We start from the raw sequence: 18,460 nt of genomic DNA on the forward strand, positions 1-18,460 counted from the left end.
ATATGCTGCATCCTCGGGTTCTTGGGAATCAGAGACACAGCGACCGGTATTCCCTCATCGGCTGTTGCTTTCGGGCACTCACCGTCGCGACGGTGTTTCGCACCACCATCAACAGGCCTCGTGCGCCGCCAGTCTCCCTCTCCTGACAGTTTGGTGCGGGCACGCCCTCAGGCGCGCCCTTTCTCAAGTCCTGCGGAGAATACCTTGGAACAAGAACCGAATAATGTGAAAGACCAGCCCGCTGGTCGAACGTCATGGTGGGCGACACTGACCCACTGGATGATCTTCGTTTCACTTTTGACAGCCCTGATCGGCGGTGCCGCCCTGATCTTTTGATCCGGGCGGAAAAGCCACGTCGATCCTGTCCTGCATCATCGCCGACATGGCTTACGGGAAGGCCGAAGGTTTGCAATATCAACGGCGGTCTGACCACCAATTCAACAAGGCCTTCGGACGAACCGCCAGCTTGTCGTGCAGGCACACATGATCGAATTGAGACGCAGCAATGCCCCTCGGCCAAAGCGTTTCACACTCCTGGCGCGGGTACACCGGCGCCGAGCAGAACCCGGGCGTCGTCTGCTTGTAGGCACGCCCGGGTTCCCATACTGCTGCCTGACAGTGCACCAGCTTGACGCAATTGCGCGTACATAACCTAACCAGCAGGATGCAGTTTGTGCAAGTCAGCGGCCGTTGCCAGCGGCGAAATGCGAGAGTTCGGGCTCCGATCGTTCAGCAACCAGGTCCCGCGCCATCCCCGATCGCGCCCCAGGCCACACCCCGTCAATTTTGGAATATCACGCAGCAATTGATTGCGAGATACGCAAAGGACCGCGGACAGATCCTTGCCGCAAGCGGCAGAAGGAATTTCTGGCGACCGATTTCGCACCGTAGCGCGCCGACGATGCCTTTGCGGCAACGACAAATGCAGATGCAAACCTGCGGTTACCTCGCCTTCAAGTTGGGAAATAAGTCCGTTTCAAGCGACTGCGTGAAGCACGATCGTACCGTTGCCATCTTTCAGTGAGATGCCCGGCAAGAAGCGGCCCGGATTTTTGTCTAAATGTACAGGCTGACAGGCACCCCGGACTAAGACATAACGCACCTAACGACCGGGCGGCGTGTGTTGCGTTTTACGAGTATTGCCGCCCGGTTGTTTGATCACTGCGGCCTCATTGATGTTCGGTCTGGTCCGATCATCCCCCTTTTTGCCGCGTTTGAAGCTCAGCGACGAAACAACTGTTCCCACGGCGTGCTGCCCCGTGATGGCAGCAGAACATGCACCTCGCCGGGGTCCTCACGGCTCTGACCTGGCGTCCAGAGGAACGCGGTACGGCACATGATCGTAGACTCCAATTGTGAATTTTTCCCCTCGCCTGCCGATTTCGGTTCTGGTATTGCGCCGTAGTTCAATTGCCTTCAGGCAGTTGACGGCATGTGCGGGTGTGGCGAAATTGGCAGACGCACCAGATTTAGGTTTTCGCGAAAATTCAGCGACGGCAGCTACTTGGCCTAAATTATTTACAGGACAAAACTAGAACAAAACGAGACTCTGAAAACCCCATTGCTTGCCCGAAACCCTGCGGTAGGTTGACGATCCGCCGAGGCCTCCAAACGGCATGCACACTTTGACTTTGTTTTTCTGAATATTGCTCGTCGGCTAAGAATCACGTGAGGCGAAGCTCGGCGTCTAGACCACATCTGACAGAATCGATCAACGCCGAGCAAGAGCCTCGCGCTCTACGCGCAAAGCAAATATAGACGGCAATACTTAGCGGAAAATGTACACGATATTGCGGTTCTCAGGGTTGATGAGAACGGTCTGCCCGTTGATCTCGGCATATCGATAATCAGGCTGCTCGGGAATATCGTAGATGGTAACGGTCTCCGGGACACCAGCCCCTATGACGACTTCACCTTCCAGGTAAACCGGATCGACTGAGTTGGTAGTGACGTACGTTGTTACTTCTTCGGCCGGCTCCACATTGGCGACCGACGCACTTGTGCCCCCTATTGCTGCACCTGCCACGGCTCCGACTGGTCCACCAATCAACGCGCCCATCGCGGCGCCGCCAACGCTCCCAACGGCCACGTCTTGGCCAGAACCGCTTTCTTCGGCCGGTGCTTCGATAACAGCGATGCCTACCGTTTCACGGTTGGGATACAGGGACACCACCTCATCTCCGGCCTTGACATTCAGGTAGTCGCCGTAGGCCCAGCCCTGAAGGTCACCAGAGTTCACCTTGCACCAATTTGCACTTTCGATGCAGCCCTCTACCACTACATCTGCATCGGTCGAGATGGCACCGACTACCTCGTGCTGGACGCCGGGTCCCGACCGGACGTTTAGATCGGTGGATACAGTCGCCGATGTTTGTGCGAATGCCGTCCCCGAAATCATCAAGGTAACAAGGGTAGTACTGACAGCCAGTTTCTTCATGGTCGTTCTCACTATGGATCGTTATCAGACTGGCAGAACAACTTCCGGCCGGATCAGGCGGTTCCCTGTCTGGCAGCCCGCTTCCCTATGTTGTCACGTCTGTATGAAGAATTTCGCGAAGGCATCTTAATTGATGGGCCGTATCATTACGAATAGCGTCGTAGCGTTCCGAAAGCAGGTTCACCGAGTTGCAGATGCATGATTATGCGCGACGATCTGAGGACCTGAAGAACTTGCTGATGAAGGCATAGAGGGCCTCGCGTGCCGCGGTCAGGTCGTCCAGGCCCGGGTACCACCTGGCCAAGTCGCCGAGCAGCATCTTGCTTGCGATGCCATAGGCGTAGGTGTGAGCCATGGCGACCATCAGCGGCAGGTTCTCGTCCGGGTCAAGAGCACCGCACTCTTGAGCTCGAACCAGCATCCGCAGCATCAACTCGTGCAACGCCTTTTCATATTGCATGAGCTGCCCATTCAGCTCGAATTGACTGGCCGGCATCGACCCGATGATGCGAAATTCCCGAGGGAAGTGATAGGCCCACTCAATATAGGCGTCGGCCAGCGCCTCGAACTGAGCGACAGGATCCTGCTGGTCGACCTTTACAACGGTTCTGACGCACTGATCGTGCAGCAGCGCAATCGCCCGTTCAGCCATTGCGACCAAGAGCTGTCGATCATCCGCGAACAGCCCGGAAAGCGAGCCGTCCGGAATCTCAAGTCGTTCCTCGACTTTGCTCAGGGCCGGCGGGTGAGGCGATTCCGACATGAAAGCTGTGACTGCCTCAACCGCCTCGTCATAAAGCCTTGCCGGCGCAACCGCTTGATCATGCATGTAATGGTCCATCCAGTTGCCCGCTGGCGCGAAAACAACGAAAAAACGGGAACCAACAAAGACGCGCTTCTCAATAGCCTAAAGTTGGGCAACATGGCTGGCAAGATAATGTCTGCGCAAATGAAACGAAGGACGTAGTGGAGCAACAGAAATCGTGGTCCGCTCAACAACCATGGATATCCACGTGGAGCTATGGTCCTGTCGCTGCGCGTTGCTGCCACTCGTGGCCTTCACCGCATTGCAAGAGTGGGCTTGAAGCAGTTATGCGGCAGAGTTGCGTTTGGAGCTGGTCACATACGCAATCCCGCCGAAGCTCGGCGACCCAGAGCTGACCTCGGTTTTGAGATCAGACGCCGCGCCGCAGCTTCACCAGACCGGCCATTCGTCCATCCCGCAGCATTTTGGACAGCCAGGGGTCGATTGCGCGGACGAAGCTGCCTTTTCTGGCTGAGTAAGGAAGCATCATGGGTAAAACGGAGCCCGCATTGCAGGCTCCGTCCAGTAGGTCATTCGGGCGCTTCGACGCCCATGCGTTGCAGCATCGCTCTCATGTCGGCGATCTCGCCTTTCTGCGCATCGATAATCTGCCGCGCCATTTCTCGCGTTTCGGCATCCGAACCATGTTCCAGCTCAACTTCGGCCATATCGATGGCAGACTGGTGATGCGGGATCATCATGATCAGGAAATCCGCATCGGCGTTGCCGGTGGTTTCCATCTCGTTCATGGAGGTCATCATCTTGTCCATCGCCGCCATATGGCCGGGCATAGCGCCCATTGTATGGCCGGATTGGTCTTGTGCGAGTGCGCTGCCTCCCATCAAAACGAGGGCTGCCAAGGGTTTCAGGATGTTCATGTTTTCTCTCTGTATCGGGAATGATGGATTTATACGGAGAGGGTGGCAATCGGTGGTCGAAATGGTGGCTTGACGTCGGTGGAAGGCAGGTTCTTCGGGACGGGGACGTGCGAAAGAACCATCGGAATCTGGTCTGCTGCGGCCTGCGTTCGAGCAAGCACGACTGCGCAACAGATATGACTGGCGCAAATTGTATCAGATGTTTCACCGTGTCGGCTGTGATCCAACCCGGTGCTTATCGCCTGCGTGTGCGGGTAGCAGGCCGCTGCAACAGTAGTCGGCCCGCCAAAGCTGGTCAGGACGATCAATATAAGGGCGACGACCGTTCTCATGGCGAGATCATCTATCAGAGGTTGCCTGATTTGCAGATCACGATGATGTGCCGACCGGCGGCAATGGACTCAATGCGGTGATGCAGCGGCGTCAAGCGGCGGAGTGGAACTAGTTGGTTGAGGCCAAGACAGAACTTTCCTGCCGTTTGCAGTAAACGCGACAGGCGTTTCCTGCTTTGTCAGCTGTGCGCAGGATTCGAGGGCCAGGAGGTTGGACCGGCTGCTGGAAGAAATCAGGCCCAAGCGCCCGTATTGTAAGCGGCTGACGGTCGCGCGGCTGGCCAGGATGCCCGGCGTCAGTTCGTGAAGGCATCCACGAGATTGAGGACCGCCAGAATTTTGCGCGTGCCGCTGTCTACGCGATAGATGTGATTGTCATCGCGGTAATAGTCCCAGCCCCTGCGATACTCCAGGTCATGACGGCGAGGATCGCGAATGATCCGATAGTCACCCACACGTAGAATATCGCCGATGACCGGATAGTTGCCTTTCCGCGCCTGACCGGGCGGGACGCAAGGCGGGTTTTTCTTGGCAAGTCCCGGCGGGCAATCAGCGACGTATCGGGAATCCCCGTGCCGCTTGCCGTTGTGCTTGATGACATGCTGAGGTCCCGCGTGCTTGCCATTACCCTTTCCCTTGCCTTTGCCTGGATCGGCAAAGGCGGGAAGCGCCGTTCCCATCGCCACGACAATTGCCGCGGTTGTCAGATGCCGATGAATGTTCATGGCTTCGCTCCGTCTCTGTATCCTGCGCATCCATAACCCATGAGGCGGGCGAAGGATGCATCACATCTGGCGGACCAGCACTTTTTCGCCTGATGAGAACTCTGCCGACATTGGCCTGAATGAATGCAAACGCCCCGACTGCCGGACCAGTCGGGGCATCACTCGCAACCACTGTCCCAGTGTTGTGCGTCGTGGGACACAGAATGAACGCGGGGGTTGCGAGGCAGTTGCTAGGTAAAATTACCTGTGCCTGACAAGGCCGTGAAATAAGCCCGCGCGGACTCCTTTGCCAGCTTCTCAACTCAACAGCAGAGATCATGCTGACGACATATTCCAGCAACAAGCAGAGGTTAGCGACGTCAACGGCGATGATCGGCGAACGTTCACGAACCCGACGAAATCCTGCAACTCCTTTGCCGAAGCAATGCGTAAGGGCGCAACCGTGCAATTTAAGGGATGCGGGTCAGTTTATGTGCTGACCGACATGTAGGGATCGGAAGGGCGGGCGGCGCTACAGGAGACGCGCCGCCAAACAAGGGGTGGGCGGGTTTGCCTGGATTGGCAGCTAACGAATGCAACTGCAGCGGCGGTTCGGCAAATGTGTGGTAGATTGCGCTCACTGCCGACCTCGGATGAGGGGCGGCATCGGCACTATCTGGCACGCCCGGCGATGAAAGGACGGCCCTTGTTGATCGATGCTGCGGCGCTCGCGAACGGCGGGTTCGACGGATACTGCTGCATGGGATTCAAATCAGATCTAGACCCGCACCTGCTGACGTTTCAAATGCTACGACTAGCCAATGTGAAACGGCGCGACCGTTTCACTCGGCCATCCCAGAGAAGTGCAGTCATTGCGACGCGCGTCGGATCGCATCCGGCAGCTCCATTAGCTTCGCGACCATCTTGCCCTCAAGCGGTATGAACCCCCGCATCATGTCAAAAATCCGTCCATCAACGCGGATGAGGTCCACGTCCGGATGGTAGGCGAGGTGACAAAGGTCCACCGCCTCTGACGGCAATGGATCGCGCTCCATACGGAACAGAGCTTCACAATAGGCGCGGATGTAATCGAACCGGGGACCGCTCGCATGAGACCATGACGAGCGGGACACGCGCTTGGCCTCGCGCTCGAACGCGGCATGCTCACCCCGAGCACGTCCCGCCTCATCGGAGGTCTCGCCGTAGGTCCGCACAGCCTGGGTGACGGCGGCCTCATGGACGAGTCGTATTCCTTCGTCCCGCGCACGCTTGAGGCGGATTCTGGCCACGAGTGCGTTGAGCTTCGCGCGGGGCTCCGCGAGGTTCTCGTCCAAGATCCGGCGCAACGGGTTCTCGCCGCGCCGGACGGACGCGACTGCGGTGCAGTAGTGCCGTGGGTCGGTGAAGAAGCGCATGAGCTTCGAATGGAACGCCCGTCGCCCACGTGGTGGATCGCGAACAAGGGCGCAGAATTCCGACTTTGTCATGCCGATCATCGCTAGCTCGGGCGGCAGGTCGAACACCGTGTTCGCCATGAGGCGGGCGAGCGTATTCGGATTCGCAATCATCCGCCGCTGCTGACGAGAAAGCGGCGCCCGATCCTGAAGTGCGTCTCCAACCATACGCTTGATGGATTTGGCGTCGATTAGCGCCTTTATGCGCTCCAAGCTTGATGCAGGTGCCCACATCCCATCGTTTGGGAACACAGCTCCGCTTATAATGTCGCCCACATGGGGGAACGCGGCGCCGCCTGTAAGCGCATGGATCACCTCGCCGCAATGGCGCTGGTAGTTTTCGAAGCCCTCGCTGTCGGGGTTTAGCACCTCGACGACGTGGAAGAGAGATACCCCGAACTCGGCCACGCCATTAAGCCGGAGGCTAACGAGCTCTTCGAAGAGCGCCGCCTTACGCTCGGAAAGGGGCCGCGCCGAGAGAGAGATGAAGTCCTGGGAATCGAGATAGACTCGTATCGGTTCGCGCTCTGTCATACGGTGGTCCCATTCGGCGATACTGTAATGAAGCAGACCTTTGCGCAAGTCGCAGCGAAAGTCCGTTCTGTCCCCCTGAGTTGACCTTCGTCCGACCTGGGGCGAATGTCCGCATCCCGCCCAACGCCCCCCCCAACGCGGGGTGTGGCGCGCCCCTCTTGCCTAACTAGGTTGGATCGACGAAGCGTCGCGGGAACCACCTGCGCAACTGATTGACAAGGTGCATGCCACATCGTTGCTTGCACCCTGCAAGTCGGGAGCAGACCATGGAAGAAGATCGCAGTCTTATCCACCGCGAAATCATGACCATCTTGAATGGTGCCTCAGCGGACAAGGCCACGCTGATCAGGTTCCTAGCAAAGTTGCAGATCTTCATCGACAGAAACGCCGCAGCCTGGCCAGAGGAGCGGATCGAGCGCCTTGAACTGGCGATACAACAGGGCCTCCAGTTACGCCGAGCGGGAAGAGTCGTTCCTGAATCCATCAAGACCGAGATCCGATCCACATTGCTCGACGGATGAGAGTCTTATGGCCGGCTCAGACGAGATCAAGTGTCAGTGAGCCAGCGCACCCTATGCGCACGCGCTCACTATTGGCGCACCGGTGGAGAATAGAACCTGGGCGTCGTCTGCTTGTAGGCCGCCCAGGTTCCCATCCAGCCGCTTGGCAGTGCGGCATCGTGACGCAAAAGCGCAGACAAATGTAACCCGGTATTTGCAGTTTATGCAACCATACCTTCAGCCCGCAGGACCATCAGCATGCACCGGGGTCTCTGCTGCGAAGTTTGCATTCTGCGCCAGGGGCACGACTGACGTGCCGACCTTGCCCGCTATCGGTCACACCATGACAGGATGCAAGCGCCTCCCCCGCAATTGCGCGGAGGAGAACGCTTAATTATCCGATTTCAGCTTCAGCAAGTTGATAAGTTTATTGGATCGCGATCAAGGATAACGCTACAGCGGCATTGTTAATTAAATGACAAGAAATCTTTAACATCGAGTTAATTTCGATTTTTTTTGCCTCGGTGCCTGGGGGCAATGACAGCACCGTTCGACGTTGATGTGTAAGCCGCATGATCTCTCCGTTCGATGCAGCAACGCACAGCATATTAGGATTTGGGTAACTAAGCCATGGCACGTTTTCAGTGTGATTCGCGCACCAGCCACATTCGCATAAGGAAACCCAATGCGCCGGACAATGAACTTCGATACACTGAACGAATATCTGACCGCTGCCCACGTCACCGTCATGTTGTGTCGGGCACATGCCGATCAGTTCGACCTGGATCAGGAAAGCTCTTCAGATATCGAGTTCAGGATTTCTCAGCACATATCGGAACTCGAAGACCTGAGGAATCAAGTCTTGACGAGGAACGTCAGCAACAGAAGAGCGGCACCGAGCGGCGGCGGGCAAATTCTGCCGATGCGCCTCAATCAGGCCGAGGCCGGGCGCACCCCGAACCTTCCGTCAACGATGTAGCGCGCGGGTTTCAGAGCAGTCCGCCCCAAGACGCTATTCATCTTCAGCGTGCAGGTCACTCAACCATGTCGCGCTTCCGCAGGATACCGCAAGTGATGTCCACGGTTGCTTCCGGCCTGGACAGGCGGACGTAGCGCCAAGAAATTAGCTATCATCACGGAATCGAAAGGAATTCAGTAGGCCGGCATGCTTTTCATTCAAGGCGTGCTTTTTGAGCAACAGCACGGTGGCACATCTCTACCCGCAGTTGTTTTAGGGAACCAATCTGTTCGATCTCCGTTTGTCGAGCGATGCTCCACCTAGCTTGCTAGTGGCCGTCGCCTCGGGCCTGAACCCAACCAACGGTTTACGGATTTTCGCTGAAATGCTGGCCGCCTGCTTAGTCTCCTCTGTCGTCGCGGGTGCGCTGGGTGCACTCATTGCCTGGCTTGCCGATCTTGGTGTGGGCATGATCTTCCTGTCATATTGGGCGACGGGGACCACAGCATTGATCCTGACGGCGTCACTGCAAATTATGTGCAGTGTGGTGTCTCAATGGTGGTGGGCGCAATCAATCTCGTTCCGTTTCCATATGATCCTGTTCCAATCCTGCATCGTTGCTGGCGTTGGATTTGGCTCGCTTATTCTAGTCCTACTTGGATCTGTTTCGACTTCAGCGGCCTTTTTGGGTTTCGTTCTCATTCTGGCTTCACCGGCCTGGCTAACATACGCGCTGGACAGCCATCTTGGTCCGCCGATGTCGTCACGGCCACCAGAGTATCTTTAGCACAATTAATCTCAGCGTAATTTCATCTTCGTAAAATTTCGACGATATCGATCCGCAAAATGCATTCGATTTTGCGGCCTAGAAGAGGTGTGCGCACTCTCAGAATATGCGCGCTCTTGGCAACGAACGAGGACGGCACTGATGGCGAATGTCTATGGAACACACGGGAACGATCACCTGATGGGAACTGCCGCCTCTGATCGGCTGGATGGCCATTGGGGGGTCGACATGCTGCACGGGCTGGGTGGCGACGATCTGATACACGCCGGCCGGCTTGGCGGTATGGTGAGCGGCGGCGACGGAGACGACATCATCCATGGCTACGGTTTTGGAGGGCCAACGCCTCACCGATATCAGACCCACATCATGGGAGGGTTCGGGAATGATGTTTTCAAACTTCATATGGGTCGGTTCAATTCTGACGACGCGACCTACCGCTTCGGTCACCATGTCTTCGGAGGTCAAGGCAGTGATCGGTTCGAGTTCGTCGGTGTCGGCGGCTCAAACCAACGCGTGATTGGTCGCATCGACGATTTTGACCCCAGCCGCGACACGATATGGGTCGATGGTCAGCTGGTCGATTTGTATGATCCACCCGAGAATGTCCGTGTGGTGGCCCTGAACGGGCAGCAATGGCTTCTGATCGACGAGCGTATTCTGTATTCGCTTGATGGGGCGCGTCACCGCTCGGCTACGGTGGCGGCAGACGGCAAGAACGCAGACGAGTTGCAGGAAGATCATTTTATCGACTGGCCGCGGCAATGGGCGAAACATGTCCCTCAGTCCGCGACGGTAAGATACGACGATCCGGTAAACGCTGTTCCAGAAAAATACTTCGCGGATGTTCCCGGTGATCGAAACCGCATATCGGCCTCTTCGAAACTCGTGGAAGGCACAGGCGGAGCAGATTTCATCCTTGGCGCGCAGAATGTGGACAACCTGATCCGTGGTGGTCAGGGGGGCGACTATATCTGGGCAAACCGCGGTGACGACTCGATCAACGGTGGCGCTGGGAACGACACGATAGACGGCTTCTTCGGCAACGACGTGATCTACGGTCAATCCGGAAATGACATCATCAACGGGAACAAATCGCACGACCTGATCTATGGCGGTGCAGGCAACGACACGATTTCGGGTGGCCTGGACAACGATACGATCCACGGTGGCATCGGCTGGGATCTTGTTTTCGGTGGCTCCGAACATGACAAGGTATTCGGAAATGCCGGAAACGATCGCCTGTTTGGCGGCCCCGGAAACGACACCATCGTCGGATCGGAAGGGCACGACAAACTCTATGGCGACTTCGGAAACGATATCCTGCGCGGCGGCAGCCACAATGACCTTCTTGTCGGCGGTTCGGGTCACGACCGCTTGGCAGCCGGCACTGGCGCAGACAGTTTGACGGGGGGATGGGGTCGAGACCTGATTCTTGGGGGAGAGGGCGTCGATTTGCTGCGCGGCGGCCCTGGTGCAGACACGTTCATCTTCCACTCTCCTCGCGACGCCCCGACTGGCAGGACGATAGAGACGATCATCGATTTCCAGCAGGGCATCGATACGCTTGACCTTCACGTCATCGACGCCAACGTGTCGCGTCGCGGAAACCAGGCATTCGACTTCAGTGACAGCGGTCCTGCCGCACACTCGGTCTGGGTCGTTCGACATCAGGACGACGTTATTCTCCGTGGAGACGTTACTGGCGATCGCAGCGCCGACTTTGCGATCAAGTTTCTGAACGAGTCTGACCTCCGCGAGGCGGACATCCTGATGTAGCCTGGCGTCAAGGTCCGGTATCCGGATCCATTCGACTCAAAACAGGAAAGAAACGGATACCAGCGCGTTCCACAGGAAAAGCGCGGCCGGCAGAATAATAAGCGTTATGGCGAGGGACCACGCCGCCACGATCACGCATCCGCGCAGACATGCACAGAACAGATCTTGGGCGGCTATCTGCGGGCGCAACGACATCAATTTACTGTTCGGATAGTGGCTCGCGCACAATCGCAAGTATCGCAAGAACGCGATCATGATCCCGCCTGATTTTGAACAGGCGCCGTTCGATGTCCGTCCGCTCGTCTGCGGTGAACTTGCCGCGACGAGCAATGGTCACGCATGAAGAAGCAATCCGCGCTTCGACCGCGAGTTGCTGAGCGACCTTCGTATGATCCGAGTATCTCTCCATCCTGCACCTCCTTGGCAATATGGTGCACGTGACTGGTTAATATTGGGTTAATTGCAGGAGTTATAGCGGCGCCGCTTCGACTCAATGCATTCTTAGTGATCGACCCGGCGGCAAACGGTGCGTTCGTGATTTCGCTGCGACTGTCGGTCACGCCTCCGCTGCCTCGATCAGCTCTGGTCCATCGTCGCGGATCCCGAATGGCGCAACGGTATGATGCCGGAGATTGGCACCTGCACCGATTTCCGGATCGCTGGCGCCGTTCAGCCAGGCGTCGCGCTCATCCAAGTTCAGGATCACCGGCATCCGCGTGTGGACGCTGTCGACTGTATCATTGGCCGGACGGGTCACGATCGTGCAGGTCAGCGTGTCATGCCAGCGCGAGGACAGGCCCGCGAACCAAAGCACCTCCTCGTTGCCGGCCGACTGGATGAAATGCGGCTGCTTGCTGCCCTTCTCGCCGGTCCATTCGTAGTATCCCGCGGCCGGTATCAGGCAGCGTCCATACTTCCAGGACCCGCGGAATGTCGGCTTGCTGGCTGCGTCCTCGATCCGGGCGTTGAAGGTCGTCGCTTTCCATTCCTTGGGGTTGTCGCCCTTGAACCATGACGGGATCAGCCACCAGCGCGCATGCTCGCCGACTCCGGAGGAATCGATCGTCAGGACGTCCTGCGTCGGCTTCACGTTGAATCTGCGCGGGATCGGATTGATCTTCAACTCCGAGAAGTCATGCTCGGTCCCGCGAAGGTTCGGATCTACGAATCGTCCACACATGGCCGCAGCATAGCACCACTCCTGCCAGCGTCCCGCTAGATGTAGCGAGGCGGCTCGGCCTTAATTGACCGGACACCTATCGGGAAGAGTTAGAACGATCCGAACAGCTCGCGCCCATTCTGAACGTGCCGTGATACAAGCTTTCTGGCGCGTTTTCCGGAGGGAATGATGCGTGCGGTTTCCCGAAGAACGTCCCGATCTCTGAGCTGTGGGAAAATCGAAAATATCTCTTCGCGCGCGGCTGCACCAACGGCGTTCAGGGCCTGCTCACCCGTATGCATGGTCTCAGTTGCCGCACCGTTGGAATATACTACTTCATGCTTATCACAGAGGAAATGAAAGTACTCGACCTCGTCGATATCGTCGACAACGTCGATGCCGTCGATCGTCAGAAGTTGCTTGGCGGCGACCAGAATTTCGTCTGCACCGAACATGCGCACCGCTACCTTCGAGCGAACCAGGATTCGATGTTGTGGCGATACAGTAAGGTCGTACGCCGGCGTGTTCTCACCCAGTGCGCCCGCGCGGATCCTGATCGGATAGAGTTTCGCCTTCTTGCGCAGGGATTTGGCGTCAAGCCGAGCACAACCGATCCAGCGAATTGCCTGTAGACCATGATCCCTGGTCACGACCATAACGTCAAGCCTGAGATCCTCGACAGCCACGCTGCCCGTCTCCGTCTCAATCAGGGTGCCTCGAACGAAGCAGGGCACCACCTCGTCATCCTCCAGCGCCAATGTACCAGCATCATCATGTTCCAGCGTCACGATGGCGGTGTTCGCGGTGGTTTGCAGAAGATCGGCGGTGCCCCTGATTGTGGTTGCAGCCGTGCCGCCAAGGAGGGGAACATTATCCTCGACGGCTTGCGCAAGTTGCTCGGTGATTCCAGAAATCGGGCCTGTGACCGAGACCGGAATTCCGGCTACGGTTATCGAGGCCGTGACCTGCAGGTGGTCATCGTCGACCGGTTCGTCCGAGATGAAATAGAATTCGCTGTCGTCGCCTTCAAAGATCTGGCCGGAAATCGGGTTCACCTGCAGAGACACTGATGCCAGGAGGGGTATACCCACCGATACGGCAGCATTGCTTATCTCTGCGGAGCCGAGATACGTGCCCGAAGCGAGTGTATTGCCATCAGCGTCCACCGTCGCGATGTCATCTCCATTGCTCAGTGTCGTTCCGCTGGTCGCATCTACATCATACTGCTGGAATTCCTGCGATATATCGAACGCATTCAGCAACGATGTATTTGGAACATAGGTCAAATTACCATCGACACCGACGTTGATCAGAGAGGCGGGAATTTGCGTGACATAGGTCATGACATAACCTTCTTGCAGACCACCCCGAATGCGGAGCAAGGATCGATCAGGTTAGCAGGGAGAGGGACCAACGATTTTCTGCGGGCACGCTGCACTTGAACCGCCGCGATACTTGAACTGACGACTCAACCAAACTGTATCGTTCACCTTGGCGCGCAAACCAGAGGTTGTAAAGCGACAGCTAGCTGCGGACGTTGAAACAGCTCTAAATTCAGGCAAATAGCCTGAGAATCGAGTCCCTCAGTCATTCGCCGAATAAGATGCACCAACTCCTTGCCCGGAATGATACGGTCTTCATTCATCGTTTTCGCCGTTCGGCATAAATTGATCGTCACCGCACAGGAGAATGGCCAAGGTCACATCTGCGTCCCCGGCATTCATGATCCTCACCTATTCCCGCTCGAGGTCAGCGATCAGGCACTGCTTCGATCAGGAGCCGCAAACCGGTCTTGTCGATGACCAAAACCGGATCCTGCCTGCGCGCTTTCGGCCGATCAGCTTCCACCAGTTTGGCCTGATCTTGCGCTGCCTCACCGCGCCCCTGCATCGCGCAGCGCCTTGCTGAGGGCGTCGGCCTCCTGGACGGCCTTGCGCGCCTGGTCGCCGTTCCAAACCGCGCGGGTCTTGCCGCGCAGCCGCTCCCACAGCGACCAGCCCTGCGCCAGCATGTAACCGACCAAGCCGATGATCTCGGCCACGTCAGCCGCGTCGATCGGCAGGAAGACACCGAAGATCGCCAAGAGGGCGAAGATCAGCGCCACGACCTGGGCGATGAAGCTGCGGTTGGTCAGGAACAGCGTCCAGCGGGGCCCGTCGCCCGCTTGGGCGGCGATGTCGTTGGCCATCTTCACCGTGGCCGAGATCTCTCGAATGATACGGAACATCAGGTCAACTCCTTACAGATCGGACAGGCAGAGCTTCTGCTCGGCGGCGCGGCGGTTGGTCAGGCCGCGCACGACCTTTCCGCCGGCCTTGTTCCAGCGGGGCAGCTGGTTGCACGCCCCGCGCCAGTCGCCCGCGTTAGCCAGCCGCGCGAGGGTCGAGCCGCACGCGGCCCCTGCCCCGACATTGTAGGTCCAGCTGGTCAGCGCGACCTGCACGCCCTGGGGCTGCTGCGGCAGCGCCGGCACGCAGCGCGACAGCTGATCGCGATACTCGCCCAAGGCGGCCATCAGCATCTTGCTGCACTCGGCCGAGGTGTATCTGTCCCCCGGCTTCACGCCGCGGGTCTCGCCGTAGCAAACCGTCCAGACCGGCGGGCTGGCGATCCGATCGAGATAGGCTTCCGTGCGCTCCCCTTCCCAAGGCCCCACGAACGCCGCGGCGGCGGCGAGGACAGCGGCTGCACCGGCCGTCGTGGCCGCGCGCTTCCTGGTCGAGAACATCGATTTGAACCACGCGCCAAGCGCGGCAAGAAACTGCGTCATCGTCATCTCTCCATGAAAAAGCCCCGCGCGAGGCGGGGCTGGTTAGGATTGAAATTGCGGCCTACGGCGCTGTCTCTCAGGGCGCTCCGGTTTGGGCTCTAGAAAAGCCCCGCGCCAGGCGGCGACCGTGCGGCCGAAGCTCCCAAGAAGGCCCGTCCTGGATCACAAGGCACCATTTCTGGTTGAACGTGTTCGGCAGATTTCTGCCATTTTCGCTTTTGCTAAGTCGCGCAGTTCAGTTGGCCGTGATAAACTAAGGTTTCCAAGCGCATGGAGGGGGAAATGGGCCAGAAATTTGTGGCAGAGCTGCACGACCCGGATTACATGCGGATGGAGGGACAGGACACGGACCGGCTGTCAGAACAAGAGATCGACGCCCGCTTTGAGGCGCTGGTCGCGGAGCTGGATCAGGAACCAGGGACAGCTCGCCGTACTGACGAGGCGTGCCCGTCAGAGTCGGCTTGGCTGGATTTGCATTGGCCGAGACCTAAGATGGAAGCCATGCGCGGCTCGCGGCTGGGTTGCGACAGGTCAGGATCTGATTAGGGTCGCGGCAGCAGCATGAACGGGACCGGCCTGGTCCGATCGAACACGCGCTTGTCGCCACACTCGAATTCCAGCGACAGATAGACCGTCACCCTGCCCGGCCTGACCTGCGGCGGAACGTCGAGGACCAGCCGCATCGGCGTCTCTGTGGTGCCGACCTGCCGCGCGGGCTTCTGAGAGCCTCCGGCGGACGGGATGTTCGTCTCATCGGTGAACAGTGCGGTCCGGGTCAGCAGCGTGCACCCTGCCCCGGTCCGCGTGCGCTTCACCACCATGTTCAGCGTGATGGCATCGCCCAGATAGACCGGCTCCTTCACATAGCTGAACCCCGGCGCCTCGTTGATCACGCGGTCCTCGCCGTTGGCGCGCTTCACCTCCTGGGTCAGCACGTCCAGCTTCTGCGCGATCTCGGTCAGCTTCTCGGGGCTGGTCCAGATCGCTGCCAGCCGATCCGTGGTGGGCGTGAACACCAGGACCAGCGAGGCGGCGAACCCGGCAAAGGCGACACGTGTCGCCCATTTTTTCGCTTCGTCCGCCACGAACGACCAGAACGGGTGTTCCTTCTCTGCCATGGTTTTCCTTTCAGGCTGAGGAGTTTCGCTGGTCCGAGGTGCGGGACGGCAGGACGCTGCCCCTGGAGTGCCGGAGTGTTCGCAGATCACCCATACGCTTCGGGAAACCACAGCGGCCCGCCCAACACGCTTTCCAGACGGGCATAGACCTTCAGCCTATCTTTGTTGGCAGGCGCGGCGCTGCTGACCACACAGGCGTAAAGGCTCATCTCGGTGGATTCCGCGCCGTTCGCCGGCCCGCCGATCGTATAGGTCGACTTTGTCCCGCTGAGCGCGTTGCCATCGTGCAGCTGCCGATAGAATTTGGTGTTCGTCACCTCTTCGGATACGTCGGTGACCTTCAGGAGCGTATTCTGCCCACTGGGCTTCAACTCCCATTCAATCATCAGCAACCGGCCATCGAAATATGCCAGGGGAATCCCTGTATAGGTGTAGTTCCCGTCATTGGTGATCGCGACGATCGAGCCCAGAAACTCGTTGTCGGCATCGACCTGCAGATCAAAGACCGTTCCTCCGTCAGCGGCACGGAAGATCGTTTCAGGATCGGTCATCGCATCGTTCAGCGCGACCAAAAGCATTCCGTAGTTCGGGCTGAACGGGCTCATCGTGGCCGAAATCGGATCGTCGGTCATCACAAGATGATCGTCGGACAGGAGTGGCCGGGCCCCGGTCGCCGCTGCCTGATAACCTGCCACATTGCCAACCGGATCGCCGTCGCCCGCCGACACCGTGCCGGCCAGGTCGGTGAACTTGTCGGCCGTCGGCACCTCGAAGCTGGTCGAAGCTGCTGGCAGAAGCGCCGGAAGCAACTCGTTTGCATAAGGCTCCCAGACCACCTCTTCACCCGTCGTGCCGCCGAGGCCGGTCGGGTAGTAATCCTGCGCCAAATCCCAGGCGAGTTGCTGAAGATAGGCCGCCTCGTCCGAGGCGATGGAATGACCCGTCGCCGCATTCGATATGCCGACCGGCGTGGTCGCGAACAGAACCGAGTAGGCGAGACACCAATCCGCGTAACTGCCGAGCCGCGAGTGCATGTAGGCGTGGTGACCGTTGTTATTTGTCCATCCGGCATCCTCCGAATGGTAATCGTAATAACTGGTGATCGTTGCAGGCTTGGCGGGATCGTCATTCATGACGTCGTCATGCAGCTTCAGTTCAAGCAGATGGAATGGAATGACGAACACCGATACGTCGGTATAACCTGCGCCCCGAAGCTTGTGCTGCAGATACTGCTGCCGCGCGCGGACCCGAGCATCGGACAATAATTGGATGTCGCGCCATTCGGAACGGACCCCGCTGACGGGCGTCGCACCGTCGTCGATCATCGCCTGGCGCGGACCGGCGAGAAAGATGCTCTTGATACCGTTCTGCGCGGCGCGCTCGGCGAAGTACCACTCACCGCGAAAATCGCTCGCCGCACCTTGCAGGTGACCGAGGTCCTGCCAGCCGAACGGATCGGCGAGCGTGCCGGAATGACCGCCGCCGGCCCGCTCCCAGATCACCAGCGCCTGAAAGCTGGCCAGGTCGCTCCGGGGGCTGTTGCCGGCCGGAAACGAACCAGTAAGCCAGTTGCTTTCGGTGCCGTTGCCGGGCCCGAGGATGCAACCATTTCCGATTCCGGGCAATCCGCCCGGCAGCGACCCCGCGCCACCCGTGACCGGCCCGAAATGCGAGCCGCTATAGGCCGACCGGAAAACCTGCGACCACTCATGCGAGGGTCGCGCGGGATCCTCGTCGACCGCCCATGTGTCATAGAGCCACGAACAAGCCTGGCTTTCACCCTCGATCATGATGTTGGCCGTAGCGGGGTTCAGGCCTGTGTTGTTCAGCACGAAGGCACTGACCGCGACGCTGGCGCTGGAGACGGCCGGGCCGCCCGCAGCGTTCGTGGCTGAGAACGTGATGATGAACTCACCGGTTACCGCCGGCGTGTATTCGTAGAGGCTGCCGGTGACCGAAACCGAACCAGCCACGTCGTTGCCATCGAGCGTGGCCGTGAAGGTGATTGTCAGCGGCGTGTCGCCCGTCCAGGTCGGCGGCGTGATCGAGATCGTCTCGCCTTGCGCCGGGCTGGCCGGAGACAGGGACACGTGAGTGTCCACCGAAGGTGCGACCGGAATGCGCTGGACCGTCACCGTGACCGTCTCGGTCCTCGTGCCAGCGGCATTCGCGGCGGTCTCGGTGACGGAGACGACGCGGTTCGCGCCGGTGATCGGGGGCGTGTAGCTCAACTCGCTGAACTCGGCAT

At 58.7% G+C, this 18,460-nt stretch carries 19 protein-coding genes; 6 read left to right on the plus strand and 13 right to left on the minus strand.

All coding sequences use genetic code 11. The features are described from left to right. Positions 1–204 precede the first annotated feature (204 nt). Positions 205–336, plus strand: a complete 132-nt coding sequence (locus J7359_RS20165) for a hypothetical protein (RefSeq protein ID WP_280637508.1) — start codon at positions 205–207, stop codon at positions 334–336. 1,432 nt (positions 337–1,768) lie between these two features. Here J7359_RS20165 and J7359_RS12470 read toward each other — a convergent pair. From J7359_RS12470 to J7359_RS12490, 5 genes are all read right to left on the minus strand, one after another. Continuing rightward, entirely contained in the window at positions 1,769–2,437 is a 669-nt protein-coding gene (locus J7359_RS12470) for a DUF1236 domain-containing protein (protein ID WP_209057023.1), read from the minus strand. 202 nt (positions 2,438–2,639) lie between these two features. Then, on the minus strand, positions 2,640–3,278 hold the full coding sequence (locus J7359_RS12475; protein ID WP_209057025.1) for a hypothetical protein: 639 nt from the start codon (positions 3,276–3,278) through the stop codon (positions 2,640–2,642). 494 nt (positions 3,279–3,772) lie between these two features. Further along, positions 3,773–4,120 carry a DUF305 domain-containing protein gene (locus J7359_RS12480; RefSeq protein WP_209057026.1) on the minus strand — a complete coding sequence of 116 codons (348 nt, stop codon included), beginning with the start codon at positions 4,118–4,120 and terminating at the stop codon, positions 3,773–3,775. A 628-nt stretch (positions 4,121–4,748) separates the two neighbouring features. Further along, the gene (locus J7359_RS12485; protein WP_247740367.1) at positions 4,749–5,132 is read right to left on the minus strand and encodes a hypothetical protein; all 384 of its coding nucleotides are present in this window, start codon (positions 5,130–5,132) and stop codon (positions 4,749–4,751) included. An 893-nt stretch (positions 5,133–6,025) separates the two neighbouring features. Further along, positions 6,026–7,144 carry a hypothetical protein gene (locus tag J7359_RS12490; RefSeq protein ID WP_209057028.1) on the minus strand — a complete coding sequence of 373 codons (1,119 nt, stop codon included), beginning with the start codon at positions 7,142–7,144 and terminating at the stop codon, positions 6,026–6,028. A gap of 266 nt (positions 7,145–7,410) precedes the next feature. On the opposite strand from J7359_RS12490, the gene J7359_RS12495 reads away from it, so the two are divergent. The 4 genes from J7359_RS12495 (at position 7,411) to J7359_RS12510 (ending at position 11,165) form a co-directional block, all read left to right on the plus strand. Continuing rightward, the gene (locus J7359_RS12495) at positions 7,411–7,665 is read left to right on the plus strand and encodes a hypothetical protein (protein WP_209057029.1); all 255 of its coding nucleotides are present in this window, start codon (positions 7,411–7,413) and stop codon (positions 7,663–7,665) included. A 676-nt stretch (positions 7,666–8,341) separates the two neighbouring features. Further along, complete coding sequence (locus J7359_RS12500) at positions 8,342–8,623, plus strand: hypothetical protein (RefSeq protein ID WP_209057030.1); 282 nt, start codon at positions 8,342–8,344, stop codon at positions 8,621–8,623. A 364-nt stretch (positions 8,624–8,987) separates the two neighbouring features. Then, entirely contained in the window at positions 8,988–9,389 is a 402-nt protein-coding gene (locus J7359_RS12505; RefSeq protein WP_209057031.1) for a hypothetical protein, read from the plus strand. A 141-nt stretch (positions 9,390–9,530) separates the two neighbouring features. After that, positions 9,531–11,165: a calcium-binding protein gene (locus J7359_RS12510; protein ID WP_209057032.1), complete on the plus strand. Its 1,635-nt coding sequence runs from the start codon at positions 9,531–9,533 to the stop codon at positions 11,163–11,165. Between the two features lie 199 nt (positions 11,166–11,364). Here J7359_RS12510 and J7359_RS12515 read toward each other — a convergent pair whose 3' ends face one another. The 6 genes from J7359_RS12515 to J7359_RS12540 all read right to left on the minus strand — a co-directional run bounded on the left by J7359_RS12515 (position 11,365) and on the right by J7359_RS12540 (position 15,094). Continuing rightward, the gene (locus J7359_RS12515; protein WP_209057034.1) at positions 11,365–11,574 is read right to left on the minus strand and encodes a hypothetical protein; all 210 of its coding nucleotides are present in this window, start codon (positions 11,572–11,574) and stop codon (positions 11,365–11,367) included. 147 nt (positions 11,575–11,721) lie between these two features. Further along, positions 11,722–12,345, minus strand: a complete 624-nt coding sequence (locus tag J7359_RS12520) for an SOS response-associated peptidase (RefSeq protein ID WP_209057035.1) — start codon at positions 12,343–12,345, stop codon at positions 11,722–11,724. Positions 12,346–12,434: 89 nt separating this feature from the next. Further along, the gene (locus J7359_RS12525) at positions 12,435–13,667 is read right to left on the minus strand and encodes a Hint domain-containing protein (protein ID WP_209057036.1); all 1,233 of its coding nucleotides are present in this window, start codon (positions 13,665–13,667) and stop codon (positions 12,435–12,437) included. A gap of 406 nt (positions 13,668–14,073) precedes the next feature. After that, complete coding sequence (locus J7359_RS12530; RefSeq protein WP_209057037.1) at positions 14,074–14,214, minus strand: hypothetical protein; 141 nt, start codon at positions 14,212–14,214, stop codon at positions 14,074–14,076. Next, complete coding sequence (locus J7359_RS12535; RefSeq protein ID WP_209057038.1) at positions 14,198–14,551, minus strand: hypothetical protein; 354 nt, start codon at positions 14,549–14,551, stop codon at positions 14,198–14,200. The genes J7359_RS12530 and J7359_RS12535 overlap by 17 nt, the downstream gene beginning before the upstream one ends. A 12-nt stretch (positions 14,552–14,563) precedes the next feature. Next, the gene (locus J7359_RS12540; RefSeq protein ID WP_209057039.1) at positions 14,564–15,094 is read right to left on the minus strand and encodes a lysozyme; all 531 of its coding nucleotides are present in this window, start codon (positions 15,092–15,094) and stop codon (positions 14,564–14,566) included. 282 nt (positions 15,095–15,376) lie between these two features. Here J7359_RS12540 and J7359_RS12545 point away from each other — a divergent pair, with 282 nt between their 5' ends. After that, positions 15,377–15,640, plus strand: coding sequence for a hypothetical protein (locus J7359_RS12545; protein WP_209057040.1), 264 nt, complete (start codon positions 15,377–15,379; stop codon positions 15,638–15,640). Here J7359_RS12545 and J7359_RS12550 read toward each other — a convergent pair. Beyond that, positions 15,637–16,212 (minus strand): hypothetical protein, encoded by a 576-nt coding sequence (locus tag J7359_RS12550; RefSeq protein ID WP_209057042.1) that lies wholly within the window; start codon positions 16,210–16,212, stop codon positions 15,637–15,639. The genes J7359_RS12545 and J7359_RS12550 overlap by 4 nt on opposite strands. A gap of 86 nt (positions 16,213–16,298) precedes the next feature. Further along, a partial coding sequence (locus tag J7359_RS12555) for a hypothetical protein (RefSeq protein ID WP_209057044.1) occupies positions 16,299–18,460 on the minus strand: 2,162 nt, incomplete at its 5' end.

The organism is Paracoccus sp. R12_2 (assembly GCF_017744015.1).
GTDB lineage: Bacteria > Pseudomonadota > Alphaproteobacteria > Rhodobacterales > Rhodobacteraceae > Paracoccus.